Source organism: Cytobacillus oceanisediminis, from assembly GCF_022811925.1.
Lineage (GTDB): Bacteria > Bacillota > Bacilli > Bacillales > Cytobacillaceae > Cytobacillus > Cytobacillus oceanisediminis_D.
Genome location: NZ_CP065511.1, coordinates 771,922 through 784,639 on the forward strand (window position 1 = coordinate 771,922; position 12,718 = coordinate 784,639).

20 protein-coding genes and 1 other annotated feature are annotated in these 12,718 nt (G+C 40.9%); of the genes, 10 read left to right on the forward strand and 10 right to left on the reverse strand.

All coding sequences use genetic code 11. The annotated features are described in order from the left end of the window. The first annotated feature begins 108 nt into the window (after window positions 1-108). Complete coding sequence (locus IRB79_RS04005; protein ID WP_243506842.1) at window positions 109-762, forward strand: EAL domain-containing protein; 654 nt, start codon at window positions 109-111, stop codon at window positions 760-762. A 302-nt stretch (window positions 763-1,064) separates the two neighbouring features. Then, entirely contained in the window at window positions 1,065-1,292 is a 228-nt protein-coding gene (locus tag IRB79_RS04010; RefSeq protein WP_221879850.1) for a hypothetical protein, read from the forward strand. Window positions 1,293-1,410: 118 nt separating this feature from the next. On the opposite strand, the gene IRB79_RS04015 is transcribed toward IRB79_RS04010, so the two are convergent. Next, the gene (locus tag IRB79_RS04015; RefSeq protein WP_243506844.1) at window positions 1,411-1,758 is read right to left on the reverse strand and encodes a YflT domain-containing protein; all 348 of its coding nucleotides are present in this window, start codon (window positions 1,756-1,758) and stop codon (window positions 1,411-1,413) included. A gap of 160 nt (window positions 1,759-1,918) precedes the next feature. On the opposite strand from IRB79_RS04015, the gene IRB79_RS04020 reads away from it, so the two are divergent. Together IRB79_RS04020 and IRB79_RS04025 are read left to right on the forward strand one after the other, a co-directional pair. After that, window positions 1,919-2,437 carry a GNAT family N-acetyltransferase gene (locus IRB79_RS04020; RefSeq protein ID WP_243506846.1) on the forward strand — a complete coding sequence of 173 codons (519 nt, stop codon included), beginning with the start codon at window positions 1,919-1,921 and terminating at the stop codon, window positions 2,435-2,437. A 59-nt stretch (window positions 2,438-2,496) separates the two neighbouring features. Next, window positions 2,497-2,652 (forward strand): DUF1540 domain-containing protein, encoded by a 156-nt coding sequence (locus IRB79_RS04025; RefSeq protein WP_221879847.1) that lies wholly within the window; start codon window positions 2,497-2,499, stop codon window positions 2,650-2,652. 74 nt (window positions 2,653-2,726) lie between these two features. On the opposite strand, the gene IRB79_RS04030 is transcribed toward IRB79_RS04025, so the two are convergent. Then, the gene (locus IRB79_RS04030; RefSeq protein WP_243506848.1) at window positions 2,727-2,996 is read right to left on the reverse strand and encodes a hypothetical protein; all 270 of its coding nucleotides are present in this window, start codon (window positions 2,994-2,996) and stop codon (window positions 2,727-2,729) included. A 254-nt stretch (window positions 2,997-3,250) separates the two neighbouring features. Here IRB79_RS04030 and IRB79_RS04035 point away from each other — a divergent pair, with 254 nt between their 5' ends. The 4 genes from IRB79_RS04035 to IRB79_RS04050 all read left to right on the forward strand — a co-directional run bounded on the left by IRB79_RS04035 (window position 3,251) and on the right by IRB79_RS04050 (window position 4,283). Next, a complete protein-coding gene (locus IRB79_RS04035; protein ID WP_243506850.1) occupies window positions 3,251-3,703 on the forward strand; it encodes a GNAT family N-acetyltransferase in 453 nt (150 codons plus the stop codon). Window positions 3,704-3,724: 21 nt separating this feature from the next. After that, complete coding sequence (locus IRB79_RS04040) at window positions 3,725-3,898, forward strand: hypothetical protein (protein WP_243506852.1); 174 nt, start codon at window positions 3,725-3,727, stop codon at window positions 3,896-3,898. Beyond that, entirely contained in the window at window positions 3,898-4,059 is a 162-nt protein-coding gene (locus IRB79_RS04045; RefSeq protein ID WP_206845150.1) for a hypothetical protein, read from the forward strand. The genes IRB79_RS04040 and IRB79_RS04045 overlap by 1 nt, the downstream gene beginning before the upstream one ends. Window positions 4,060-4,142: 83 nt before the next feature. Then, the gene (locus IRB79_RS04050; protein ID WP_243506853.1) at window positions 4,143-4,283 is read left to right on the forward strand and encodes a hypothetical protein; all 141 of its coding nucleotides are present in this window, start codon (window positions 4,143-4,145) and stop codon (window positions 4,281-4,283) included. 103 nt (window positions 4,284-4,386) lie between these two features. On the opposite strand, the gene IRB79_RS04055 is transcribed toward IRB79_RS04050, so the two are convergent. The 4 genes from IRB79_RS04055 to IRB79_RS04070 form a co-directional block, all read right to left on the reverse strand. Then, on the reverse strand, window positions 4,387-4,686 hold the full coding sequence (locus tag IRB79_RS04055) for a putative quinol monooxygenase (RefSeq protein ID WP_243506854.1): 300 nt from the start codon (window positions 4,684-4,686) through the stop codon (window positions 4,387-4,389). A 21-nt stretch (window positions 4,687-4,707) separates the two neighbouring features. After that, complete coding sequence (locus IRB79_RS04060) at window positions 4,708-5,343, reverse strand: nitroreductase family protein (protein WP_243506855.1); 636 nt, start codon at window positions 5,341-5,343, stop codon at window positions 4,708-4,710. A gap of 35 nt (window positions 5,344-5,378) precedes the next feature. Beyond that, the gene (locus IRB79_RS04065; protein ID WP_243506856.1) at window positions 5,379-5,807 is read right to left on the reverse strand and encodes a MarR family winged helix-turn-helix transcriptional regulator; all 429 of its coding nucleotides are present in this window, start codon (window positions 5,805-5,807) and stop codon (window positions 5,379-5,381) included. 160 nt (window positions 5,808-5,967) lie between these two features. After that, complete coding sequence (locus IRB79_RS04070; RefSeq protein WP_243506857.1) at window positions 5,968-6,603, reverse strand: class I SAM-dependent DNA methyltransferase; 636 nt, start codon at window positions 6,601-6,603, stop codon at window positions 5,968-5,970. 248 nt (window positions 6,604-6,851) lie between these two features. Here IRB79_RS04070 and IRB79_RS04075 point away from each other — a divergent pair, with 248 nt between their 5' ends. Both IRB79_RS04075 and IRB79_RS04080 read left to right on the forward strand, forming a co-directional pair. Continuing rightward, a complete protein-coding gene (locus IRB79_RS04075; RefSeq protein ID WP_243506858.1) occupies window positions 6,852-7,778 on the forward strand; it encodes a PLP-dependent cysteine synthase family protein in 927 nt (308 codons plus the stop codon). Continuing rightward, window positions 7,775-8,902, forward strand: a complete 1,128-nt coding sequence (locus tag IRB79_RS04080) for a bifunctional cystathionine gamma-lyase/homocysteine desulfhydrase (protein ID WP_243506859.1) — start codon at window positions 7,775-7,777, stop codon at window positions 8,900-8,902. Before IRB79_RS04075 ends, IRB79_RS04080 begins: the two co-directional genes overlap by 4 nt. A 98-nt stretch (window positions 8,903-9,000) precedes the next feature. Here the strand turns inward: IRB79_RS04080 and IRB79_RS04085 are convergent, their stop codons facing one another. The 4 genes from IRB79_RS04085 to IRB79_RS04100 form a co-directional block, all read right to left on the reverse strand. Next, window positions 9,001-9,297, reverse strand: a complete 297-nt coding sequence (locus tag IRB79_RS04085; protein WP_243506860.1) for a 4a-hydroxytetrahydrobiopterin dehydratase — start codon at window positions 9,295-9,297, stop codon at window positions 9,001-9,003. Continuing rightward, window positions 9,294-11,024 (reverse strand): aromatic amino acid hydroxylase, encoded by a 1,731-nt coding sequence (locus tag IRB79_RS04090; protein WP_243506862.1) that lies wholly within the window; start codon window positions 11,022-11,024, stop codon window positions 9,294-9,296. Before IRB79_RS04090 ends, IRB79_RS04085 begins: the two co-directional genes overlap by 4 nt. 91 nt (window positions 11,025-11,115) lie before the next feature. After that, window positions 11,116-11,324, reverse strand: a binding site (T-box leader). A gap of 102 nt (window positions 11,325-11,426) precedes the next feature. Next, a complete protein-coding gene (locus IRB79_RS04095; RefSeq protein ID WP_009335475.1) occupies window positions 11,427-11,681 on the reverse strand; it encodes a YiaA/YiaB family inner membrane protein in 255 nt (84 codons plus the stop codon). Window positions 11,682-11,957: 276 nt separating this feature from the next. After that, window positions 11,958-12,569, reverse strand: a complete 612-nt coding sequence (locus IRB79_RS04100) for a cupin domain-containing protein (protein WP_243506863.1) — start codon at window positions 12,567-12,569, stop codon at window positions 11,958-11,960. Between the last annotated feature and the right edge of the window lie 149 nt (window positions 12,570-12,718).

Sequence of the window (12,718 nt, forward strand, 5' to 3'; positions counted from 1 at the left end):
GTGGTCTTTTTTGCTGGCTGGGAATGTACTGCGATTAGTGTATGTAAGCTATCCTATATCTGGTAATATAGTGAAATAGGACTATGATACGATGAGGGTGTGCTTAGGATGTTTGCTTATGAAATGCTGGCGAGATTTTACCGGGAAGATGGATCGGTCATTTTTCCGGGAGAAATCTTTGGTGCAGCCAGAAAGCGAGGCAGGCTGTATGTCCTGGACCGCTTGTGCCGGATGACGGCGGTCAGGTTTGCTTCGTTTATTGACAAAAAGGCATTCATAAACTTTATCCCGACAAGCATTTACTCGCCGGAGTTCTGCCTGGAATCAACCGTCCAGCTTGCGAACCGATTAGGGGTGGATCCGAGTCAGCTCGTATTTGAGGTAGTGGAAACCGATAAAGTGGAGGATACGGATCATTTGAAAAGGATCCTCGCTTATTATAGGGAAAAAGGATTCCGCTATGCACTGGATGATGTGGGGGCTGGATTCAGCACGGTGGAGTTATTGAGCGAGCTGCAGCCGCATTATATGAAGCTGGATATGAAATATGTCCAGGGCGTGTCAAAAGATCCAGAGAAACAGAAGACAGCGGAAGCTTTTTTGCAGCAGGCATTGAAACTGAGATCGGTTCCGCTTGCTGAAGGGATTGAAACCCGGGAAGACTTTGTGTGGCTCCGGGGCAGGGGATATCAGCTGTTTCAGGGATATCTGTTTGGAAAACCTGCTCCAATTGCAGAAAAAGATAAGATATCAGTAAAGTAATGAAAGAAAATGCCTGTATTTTGCAGATCTGAACAAATTTCTTACTGTTTTTTCTAAAAAAAGGAGAGATGGAAAGATTTATGTGCGGATAGCTGAAAAATATGTGCGTTCAGCTTTTTTGGTGGCATTTCCTGCATTAGGGCCAGAGGCTTTATCAGTATTGTCTTCTGCGGTCTGAAATAATTGTTGGATAGATATGTAATCAATCCGAAATATATGTAACCTTTCACTCATGTTTATATTGCGGACCCAGGGGAATAGTCTTAATAGAAACATAATACTGCAAAAGGAGATGACATCACATGAAATACAAAAATCTACTATTATCGATTCCATTAGGAGCAGGATTAATGTTAGCAGGATGTGCTTCTGAGCAGGACCCACCTCCGGAAGATGAGGAAAACATGGAAATGGAAAATCAGGAAGATAACCAGGAACCAGATGTAACGGAAGAGCCTAGTGAAGAAAATATGGATGAAGAAGAGCCAGATATGGATGAAGAGCCGTCTGAAGAGAATAATAATCAATAAATAAACTTGACCTGAAAACAGCATCCGATACGGATGCTGTTTTCGTGCAGAAAAAAGTCAGCTATATAAAAAGGTTCAAAGGGTGATTACCCTTTGAACCAGTTAAATTTATTATGATTTAGTATCCTAAGAAGCTGCTTTGGTTATCATCTTTGCAAATCAGCAGAATTTTGCCTTTATCAAGCGTTTTTTCATATGATTCTGCCTCAGCTTGAGATAGTCCAATTTCCTCCATTTTAGTACGGAGTTCATCTCCCTGGCTTTGGAACATGTTTTTGAAAGCTGTCCCCAGCCCAGTTTCATCCACGCCAATTTTTTTAGCTTCAGAGTGGTCGGCTACCGTATCTGTTATGCTATCATCATGTGCAAGAACGAACACTTCATTTTCTGCGACACCTCTGCCATGCAAAGAATTGGCCGCCTGAACAGCTTCATTAATTGTGCTAAACTCTTTTACTAATGCCATTTAAACCTCTCCTTATCTATTTGAGATATAAGTTATTTACACTTTTTATATAGTGAATAAACATTAAGGAGGGTTCACAATGAAATATTCCAGAATTTAGAGGGGATTTTTCCAAAAGAGAAGAATACTCTCTTTATAAATTTTAATAGGGGAAAAGACGATGGACATTAAAACAAAGAGATTAACCGTAAGAAAGTTCGAGTCAGAAGACTGGCAGGCAGTTTATGAGTACACATCAAATCCAGAAGTAATGAAATACATTCCAGGTGGTATTTTTACAGAAGAAGCTGCTAAAGAGTTTATCCGCATGAATACCGAAAAAGCAGAGCATTTTCCCGTTCTTTTAAAAAATGAAGAGGTACTGATTGGCCATGTCGCTTTTCATAAGTATTTTGGCGATCATACATATGAAATTGGCTGGGTGTTTAATCCGAAGTTTTATAATAAAGGCTACGCATCAGAAGCAGCATATGCAGTGTTGAAATATGGCTTTGAAGAACTTGGGCTTCACCGGATTATTGCAACCTGCCAGCCCGAGAATCCGCCTTCTTACCGGGTGATGGAGAAAATCGGCATGAGGCGGGAAGGCTTTTTCAAAAAGTGCATTCCTCATGGCGATGAGTGGTGGGATGAATATTATTATGCGATTTTGAAAGAAGAGTGGAACATAGATAACTAAACAAGCAAGTATATCACCATCCTGTCTGGCTAAAAATAATAAAACAGGGGGTGATATACATGGCTAAAGATGTTCTTTGTGAAGTAAATAACTGCACTTATTGGGAACAGGGAAATAAGTGTGGTGCAGAAGCTATTTACGTTGTCAGCCATAAAGGCAAGCAGGCGTCCAATAGTAAAGAGACAGACTGTAAAACGTTTGAACCAGAAGTTTAAGCTAAGGGGTAACCGATTTGGTTACCTTCTTTATTTATTATTGATAATAATTATCAGTTTCATTCAAAAAATTTTCATCTTGCTGATTCTTTTGTTTTTCGAAGAGGCGTCAGTTTTTTCATGTTATTAAAAATCTTATAGTGAGCAGTGCCTATTTTTTCTTCTACATAATCCAATGAATAATCACCTGATGGATCAGATAGTTCCCCAATTGCACGTGATAGGTCATCAATCACTGTTCTGTATGAGTCATTCTTCTTATGGTCTTCCTTCGAATTCATTTCTACCATAATGTCGTGAGCAAGGCTTTGGATTCTCCGTAAACGAATTTGCTTCGCTGGCATATTATCGCATCCTCCCCTTTTTTACTGAATCAATATATTATATATGGCCTTTCCATAGAAAAAATAACTGAATTCCCATGTGCGCATTTATTGGAATATTATAGTATAATGAGTGGGTGTTTATTTTTCTGACAATTTAGTAAAAGGAGGCGTTCATTATGCTAAATAAAACTTTAGTTATTATGGATAAAAATAAGGGGAAAACGCCTAATTAAAATCAGCGTTTCCCCAAAATGTGAAAAGGGGAAATTAATATGAATACTGCCAAAGTGAGAATTGAAGAAGTAACAGCAGACAATTGGTATGATTGCTGCCTGTTGGAGCTTTCAGAGGTACAAAAAGCCTATATGGAGCCGAATGCTGTTTCCATTACGCAATCTAAATTTGAAACAGCGCTGAGACCGTATGTGATTTACTTGGAAGATAAAGCTGTCGGCTTCTTAATGTTTAATACATGTATAGAAGAATTGGATGCTTACTGGATTTATCGAATTATGGTTGACAAGGCGCACCAAGGCAAGGGAATAGGCCAAAAAGCGATGGATCTGATGATTGCGGAGATGGCGAAACTGCCGAATGCGAAAAAAATTGCAGTAGGCTACCATCCTGAGAATCTTGGGGCACACAAGCTTTATGCAAGTTTGGGATTTGCAGATCATGGCCACCGTTTTGGGAAGGAAATGGCGGTTGTGAAAGATTTAGGCTAGTGGAACAGGTGGGGAGAAGCAATGAAAATGGGAATGGCCCTGTTTATAGGAGGGCTGATTTTGTTTATGTCCGGCATCTTTCTGTCTGCCTATTGGACAGTCACCGGCAGTTTCATGGGGATCTTCGGAGGCATGATGATGGGATGCTCTTCTTATTTCCTTGCGAAACTGGGCAGAGGGCAGGTTAAGCGATAATGGAATTTATGATTTTTTTATTTGTATTCTTTATTTTTCTGGCAATCAGTTCAGTAATGAATGTTTTATTCAAGATGACCGAAAAGAAACACTGGGGCATGTCACTGCTGCTGAGCCTGGTGTTAACTGTCATTGCCATTGCTATTTTGGGGATTAAATAGAGATTGAAACCGGGTATTTTTGTGTATAAAAATGCTTGGAAAACACAAACTTTAGGTATCCTATTACGAAAAGGTGATGAAAAATGGATAAAGAATATCAATTTGCAAATTTGTCCGACGGAGATCTGCAACAGGTGCATAATCTTGAGAAGCAGTTAAGCGAAGAAAAGGGAGAAGAAGTCATTCTCATTGCTTATCATGATCAGAAAGAGAACAATAAATAAAAAGATTAGAAATCCCCAGGCAGAGATTGTAAATTAAATCAAACTGTATATCCATAATAAAACGCTTGGGAATTTATATCCCAAGCGTCTTTTTCTGTATAATTTATTTTTTATCTACAGACTGTGCATCATACACCTTCACCTGAGGAGGTGCAGCAAAATATTGAGGAGCCTTTGCTGTAAATGATGTAAAATGTTCAGTCTGATTGTGGAACTTCACAGCGTCCATACCCTTCCATAATTCCACCATCGTATAGGAACCCTCTTTTTCTGTATCTTTTAAAAGGTCATAAGAGATATTGCCTTCTTCTGCTCTAGAGGCATCAATAAGCCGATGGATTTCAGCAAGAAAATCATTTTCTTTATCAGTTTGTACTTGGAAGCCAGCATGAATAATGATCATGTTATATTTCTCCTTTATGAGTTATTTCCACTCCGTGATATCTTCAACAGGCAGGCGGACAGATTTATAGCCCTGATCAGCGGCTTTGCCGATTGAGATAAGCATGACAGGGTAGTAGCGTTCCCTGTCCAGATGGAATGCTTCAGCGATGCGGTCTTTTTCATAGCCTCCAATTGGATTTGTATCATAGCCATGGGCACGTGCTGCAAGCATTAGCTGCATGGATACGAGACCAGCATCGATCAGGTTCATATCTTTCTTTTGCTCGAATGTCATGTTTTCCACTAAACCTTTGATGGATGGCACCTGCTTGTCTCTTACATCAGCAGGCATGTATCCTTTTTCAACGGCTGTATCATAAATTTTTTCAATGAATGCTTCACTCTTCATATCAACAAAGACGGCAATGACAGCTGCTGAAGTCTCCACTTGCCTTTGATTGAATTTTGCGAGCGGTGCCAGTGTTTCTTTGCCTTCTTTTGAATCAATGACAACAAAGCGCCATGGCTGCAGGTTAACGGATGAAGGAGCTAAAGACGCTTCTTCCAGGATTTCAGCCATTTCTTCTCTGCTGATTTTGACTGTTGGGTCATAATTACGGATGGAACGGCGTCCTGTGATGATTTCCTTAAAGTCGTTGATAACTGTTTTATTCATAATGAACTCTCCTTTATGCTTTTCTGGATGTGGAATCACAATTTATCTACATTCTCTTGAATGCGTGTGAGCATATCTAATAGCGTGCTTCGCTCAAGTTCCGAAAAACCGTTCAGGATGCTGGAAATAAACCGGTGTTTTTCTTCACAGTAAGCAGCAATTTTTGTTTTTCCTTCTTCTGTCAGGCTGACATAGGTATAGCGATTATCTTCAGGACTTTTCCTGCGGATTACCATGCGTTTTTCTTCAAGCTGCTTAAGGTGTCTTGTGACAGCAGCATGATCAATATTCACTTTTTTCTGAAGCTCCCGCTGCGTAATTTCTTCCGCTTCAAAAAGCTCCCGAAGAATCTCAAGCCGTGACTGGCTGATGCCTGTACAGCGTTCAAACTTCGGCATTGTCTGCTTACTGAGCTCAAACAGCCGGGCGGCAATTATTTCTTCTTTCTTTGAACATTTGAACACAGCATCCCCCGCCTTTTAGATAATTGATAGGTCAATGATTGATACGTCAATTAATATACTCCAAAATATTTTAGAAGTCAAACTGGATGCTTAAGGCAGAGAAAATCCTGCTGAATAACTCATGAGTCAGCAGGGTTTTCAGTAATTGAGCTTCGGTTTCCTAAAGTTTCTCTGCTTCTATAAGCCACACATATCGATTTAGCTGCTTAAACTCAACAGAGAATCCATTGGAATGAAACATTCTTTCTAATATGGGGATGGTTGTATAGTATTCTGTTTCCAGGTCTTGCGCCAGGCTGAGGTAATGTTTTTTTTTAGCTTCGTGGATAAAAGTCTCTTTTTCGTCCTTGCTTCCAAAGACAGTATCGGCAAAAACAACTTTTCCGCCAGTTGAAAGGAGGGTGCTGTATTTAGAGATGGCATTGGCTTTTTCGCTGTCTTCTAAATGATGGAATGCGTAGGAGCTGACGAAGGCATCTATGGGGCCAATCAATTGAAAGTTTAAGAAATCACCATCTAATAATGTGAGATGAGGCATTTTTTTGCTTGCTATTTTCCGCATGGCAGCAGAAGGTTCCACTCCGACTACTGAACAGCCTTTCTCCAGGAGCTTTTGAGATAAGTTCCCCGTACCTGTACCAAATTCCACCACATTTCCATTAACAAGATCGGCAACTTCATTGAGAATTTGTTCATAATTCAAAAACACCTCTTGATATTCAAGGTCTTTACCCGTTACAGCCTGATCATAGGATTCTGCCCAATGGTCAAACAAATCTACAAATTCACGGCCCATTGAAAAATCACTCCTTATAATTCTTATAATGCTTATTGGTATAGTATGAATAAATATCTCGCTTGGCAACTTTGGAATTTTCCTTAAATCTCCGTCTCCAGATGATTTTTTAGCCGATAATTGACAAAAAAAAATTTAAAACATACTATACAAGTAGGAATAATATGAATTAAAGATAACGCAATAAATTTCCAAAGAACGGAATGGAGAAGCGTAACCATTCTTTGTGAAAAACAGAGGTGCTGACGATGAATTATCACAGCTGTGTGAAAGAACTGATTGGGCATACCCCTCTTGTGAAAATCAAACACTATGCTATTCCGCAAGGAGTAAATGTTTTCGCAAAGCTTGAATATTTTAACCCGGGAGGCAGTGTAAAGGACCGGTTAGGACAGAAGCTGATTCAGACTGCGATTGGGGATGGGCTTCTCTCGGAAGATGGTGCTGTAATTGAACCGACTGCAGGGAATACAGGGATCGGCTTAGCGCTGGCTGCAATTGGAACGAAGATCAAAGTCATCTGTGTCGTACCTCAAAAATTCAGCATTGAAAAGCAGGAACTAATGAAGGCGTTAGGGGCAGAAGTGATTAATACGCCAACTGAAGAAGGCATGGAAGGTGCTATTAAGAAGGCAGAGGAACTGCTGAAGAAGATTCCTAATTCCTATAGTCCTCAGCAATTCAGCAATGAGAATAACCCGCTAACGTATTATGAAACATTGGGACCTGAGGTTTTCGAAGAGTTAGATGGGAAGATTGATATTTTTGCAGCTGGAGCAGGGACTGGCGGTACGTTCATGGGCTGCGCCAGATATCTTAAAGAAAAGAATCCAAAGATAAAAACAGTTATCGTCGAACCTGAAGGCTCCATTTTAAATGGCGGAAAGGCAGGGCCGCATCGAACCGAGGGAATCGGGATGGAGTTTTTGCCACCGTATATGGAAATAGGCTTATTTGACGCCATTCATACGATTTCAGATAAAGATGCATTCAAACGAGTGAAGGAGCTGGCATTGCTGCAAGGATACTTAGTTGGAAGTTCGTCGGGAGCTGCTTTCGAAGCAGTACTGAGAGAAGCTGAAAATGCTCCGCCTGGCACGAATATTCTCACCATTTTTCCTGACAGCAGTGAGCGGTATTTAAGTAAATCTATTTATGAGGAGGATGAACAATGAGAAAGAAAACACAAATGATTCACGGCGGCATCTCCAGAGATGAACATACAGGTGCTGTCTCCATACCTGTCCACCATGCCAGTACGTTTAAACAAGATGGTGTGGGAAATTTTGTTTATGAGTACGCAAGAACAGGGAATCCGACCAGGCATGCTCTTGAGGAATTAATAAAGGATCTGGAAGGCGGATACCGAGGCTTTGCTTTCGGTTCGGGCATGGCGGCTATCTCTTCTGTAATGCACTTATTTTCAACAGGAGATCATGTTATTTTCACAGATGATGTGTATGGCGGATCTTATCGCTTAGTGACAAAGGTCTTATCTAAATATAATGTAGATGTAACCTTTGTGGATACAAGTGATTCGGCTGCTGTAGAGGCGGCGATAAAGGAAAATACAAAGGCTATCTATGTTGAGACGCCAACGAATCCATTGCTGAAGATTACAGACTTGGCCGGAATCTCCAAACTGGCCAAATCCAAGAATCTGCTTATGATTGTGGATAATACCTTCAGTACCCCTTACTGGCAAAATCCGATTGAATTGGGTGCAGATATAGTCCTGCATAGTGCCACCAAATATATAGGCGGACATAGTGATGTTGTTGCCGGGCTGGTTGTGGTGAATTCCGAACAGCTCGCAGCAGATATGCATTTCATCCAAAATTCAATCGGTGCTGTTCTCGGACCGCAGGATAGCTGGCTATTAATCAGGGGAATTCGGACACTGGCCATTCGGATGGAGGAAATTGAAGAAAATGCGAAAAGGGTGGCACATTTTCTTTCCGATCATCCGCAGGTTTCAAAGGTTTATTATCCAGGATTTAAAGATCATAAAGGGTATGACATTCACTCGAAGCAGGCACGGGGCTTTGGCGGAATGATTTCCTTTGATGCCGGAACCGGTGAAAAGGCAGAAGAGGTGCTGAAAAAAGTAAAATATTTTACACTGGCAGAAAGTTTGGGAGCAGTTGAAAGCCTGATTTCCCTTCCAGCCAAAATGACGCATGCATCGATTCCGAGAGAACGTCGTTTGGAATTAGGAATTAAAGATGGCCTAATTCGCATTTCGGTTGGCCTGGAAGATGCTGAAGATTTAATTGAGGATTTGCAGTCAGCATTATAGGAAAAAGCCCCAGTTAGTTTTCATTCTAAATGGGGCATTTTTTTTATTCTTTGTGGTTGGGGATTTATCTTGCCTCATGAGTAGGCACTTATTTTTTTCTAATAATGGTCTGCAAGATAAATATCATCTATCTGCTGGGCTATCTTAAAATCCAGTCCAGTCAGCCCATTTTCACTCCAGGAAGTGAGGGAGACGATCACCATTTTATATTGAATGGCGATAAAAGGATGGTGATTTTCGTTTTCGGCAAGGTCCGCTATTTTATTTACGAATGCGATACCTTCCAAATATTCTTTGAAGCGATAACGGCGATCAATCCATTTGCTGTCTTTTCTTTTCCAGTCCGGCAGCGTGGATAGTTGCCGGGCTATTTCTTCTTCACTTAATCTTGTCATACTGTGACATGCCTCCGATCAAAGATGACATCGAGTCCGTTTTGAATCAGCCGGACATAGCGTTCTTCCCTACTTAACTTTTCAAGCTGGTCCAGGAGCAGTTTTTTCAAAGGCGATTCTTTGTCATGCTTTTCAAGCAGTTCCAAAACTTCCAGCTGAAGCAGCCATTCTTCCGGGAACTCATCGAGAATTTTTCCGATAACACTCTGAAGAAGGACATCCTGAGGGAAATTCGTTTCCCGGATTTGCCTTACTTCCGCATATAGTTCTTCCAGAGGCGTAAGGGTTGTTCCTTCTTTTGGGCTTTCTTCGTTTATAACAGATTCCCCGTGGTATGCAGCGTAATCTGCTGCAATGGGCCGTGCAGAAACAATCTGGCTGCCCACAGCTAAATCGTATGTGCCCCAAGTGGGATGGAACAAGATTTCTTCTCCCTTTTTGACGAGACATTCTTCAAGTGATATTAAGACAAGGGAATCATGATTAAATAATAGATTCGTCACATGGCCGGAAATTTCTACTCCGCTTTCGAAGGTGATTTGCATCATTTTATTCATCTCAATGCCGAGCTTCTTCAGGCTTTGTTCAGTTTGATTCTCCAGCTTAATGCCTCCAGCCAGTTTTCCGATAGGAGCTCCAAAGCCTTCATTATGAATATCAGGACCATGATGATTAATTTGTTCATTTTGAATCGAAAGGGCACTTGGACCTGACGTTTTGACATAGATGGCTTCACCTTCTGCATCTTTCATGATATCAGTGAAAAGACCAGTAATCTGAATTCCAGAATTGAGTTCGATGTGTGCAACCTGGCTTGAAGCGATCGCTTTTTCGATAGCCTTCGTACCGCCTTTCCTGAAGGCCATCGACTCGCCGAATCTCGTCACTTCCTCTATCAATTGTTCAAAACTTTCGCAAACAAATAGCTGAGTCTGCATAGATGTAACGTCATAGCTGGTGTTAATTGCGTCTTCAATTGTGAACCTGCGCTTCATCACCTGATCGGACAGGCAATGTTTGCTTTCCCCTACAGATGACAGCAGTCCTGCACCGAAGATTTTGGGCTGCTGCAGATCGCCAATCAGGCCAAATTCGACTGTCCACCAGAAAATACGGGAGATTTGCTCAGCTTCAGAAAGTCCTTTCACGAGCTGCTGCTTTTCCTTTAATCGCTGTTTGGCTGCTACAATTTCTACTTCTGTTGAAGCAGGACTTTCCATGACAATCGATAAATGCCTGGTTGCTTCAAACACATCATGTTCTTCTTTTGTCGCAAAAGCGTTGGCGCCGATATTTCCAATTAATTTAACAAACTCTGAGTATGTTTCATCAAATAAAATCGGTGCATGCCCCGCCGCTTCATGGAGAATGTCAGGAGCGGGTGTGTATTCGATATTGGTCTTCTGGCGTATATCCGTTGCAATTGGAAGGATGCCATGCGCTTGAAAATCAAAAAAAGCTGTACCGGGAATCAATCCGTCGACAATGACAGCTCCCCAGCCGATTTTATCTAAATGATTGTTCATTTCACTTACCCTTGGAATGCTGTCAATGGAAATGCCGGACGCCTTCAGGCCTGAAGTGAATGCTTCATGGGCGATGTCCTCAAGGAAATGATGATTTTGCCTCATCACATATCTCCAAACTGCATGATCAATGGGGCTGTATGCATTGTAATGCTGCTGGGCTGTAAAAGGACGTAAGTGCAGGGGTATCGATTTCTTCATTTGGTATGTCTCCTTTTATTGGTTTTTATGCTTAAACGCTTTTAAGTGCGAAAGTGAACAGATATAAAAAATCCCTGCTGAATTTTCATTCAGCAGGGACGAATTTATTCGCGGTACCACCCTGATTGTAAGTAAAGAACTTACCACTTCACAGAATAACGGCTAAACCGTCTTATTTCAGGAAAAGAAATAAGAAGCTCCAGAAACGTAATTCATGATCTCCTATGTACTGGTTTTCAGCACCACCAGCTCTCTGCAACAGGGAGGATACCATTACTTCAATTCCTTCAAAGCATTTAAGTATTTGGATGCTTTATATCTTAAACGCTTTTAAGTGTTAAAGTCAACACATTTTTACTTTAATGAAAAGAAAAAGCCCTGAAGCATTTCTGAGCTTGGGTATTATTGCTCAATTTTAGCTGATCTGCGCTCCTGCTCTGCCATGATTTCTGCATCTTCGGCATTGTCCCGTGTTACTTTCTGAGTCAGAATGGACCCAACCGCCACCAGGAGCATGACCGCAATATAATACCCTTTTTCATTAAGCTCCATATCAGCATTGTAAAGTCCGATCAGAAACAAACCGACGCCGGCAATCAGTGTAAAGTATGCTAAAAATGTAAAAGCTGGCGTATTTCTCCTTCTATACTTTTGCATGTGTTTCAATCCCCTTTTTCCATAACATATTTTCTCGTTTTCCCCTTGCAGTGCTGTAAGGTTTGCACCCTAATCAGCAGATGTAACATTTTATTCTTTATGAATTAAAATTATCCTTTTTTGTAAAAAAATGCAACATGAAAATAAAGTGCCTTTGGCCAAGGAATATATTGAGAAGGTAGAGTCGAAGGATCGGGTTGGGGTAAAGCGGAAGACTTGTATATGCTAAGAGAATCTTAGAAGACAGGCATGGGAATATCCATGCCTGTAAAAACCTCAATAATAATACATGTGTTGAGGGGGATATTGCTGTGTGTATTGATATTGCTGGTTTGATTCCGTGCTATAAGCATTTCTGCTGCAGTTTTTCGTCGGGCCGATAAAGGCTGAAGGCTGAACAGGAGCTACGGTCTTTTTCCATTGCTTTTCATCCATACAATAAGTGTGCGCCATTATATTTGAAGGAGTTAATTTGAGAATGTCAGATCCCAGGATGACTTCCGGAGTAGGAGCATTAAAGATGGCCAGCAGGTGAGTGCTGTCGGTATTTGCTACCTCATAATGCCACCAGCCCTGAGGGACATTGGCTACCTGCCCGGGAGTAATGTAATAATTCTGGATTTGTTTTGTAAATGGATTAAGTAATGAAACCGTTGCGGCTCCCGAAATGCAATAAACCAATTCAGCAGCGTTTTGGTGATAATGAGGTTCTATCACATTATTTTTGCTTAGATAGATGTCCAGAAGGGAGACATCTTCCAGCGTGTTTAATTGCTGAATGCCTAATATATTTATTAAATTTCGATTATCTTTTTTCATCAGATTGCTTTTGTTCACATCAAAAAAGTAATTTAAAGACGGAGAGGTGTAATCCAAATATTTAACCATTTCTGCTCAGTCCTTTTGGGAAATGAATTTCTCAGATAAAGTATGCATATGACCGCAATCAGTGCATGTACCCGGATAACGTGGCAACCGTGGTTGTGTTTAATAAAGAAGGAGAGATAATAATGAAGAAAAAGCAGAGTGTTTAGGTG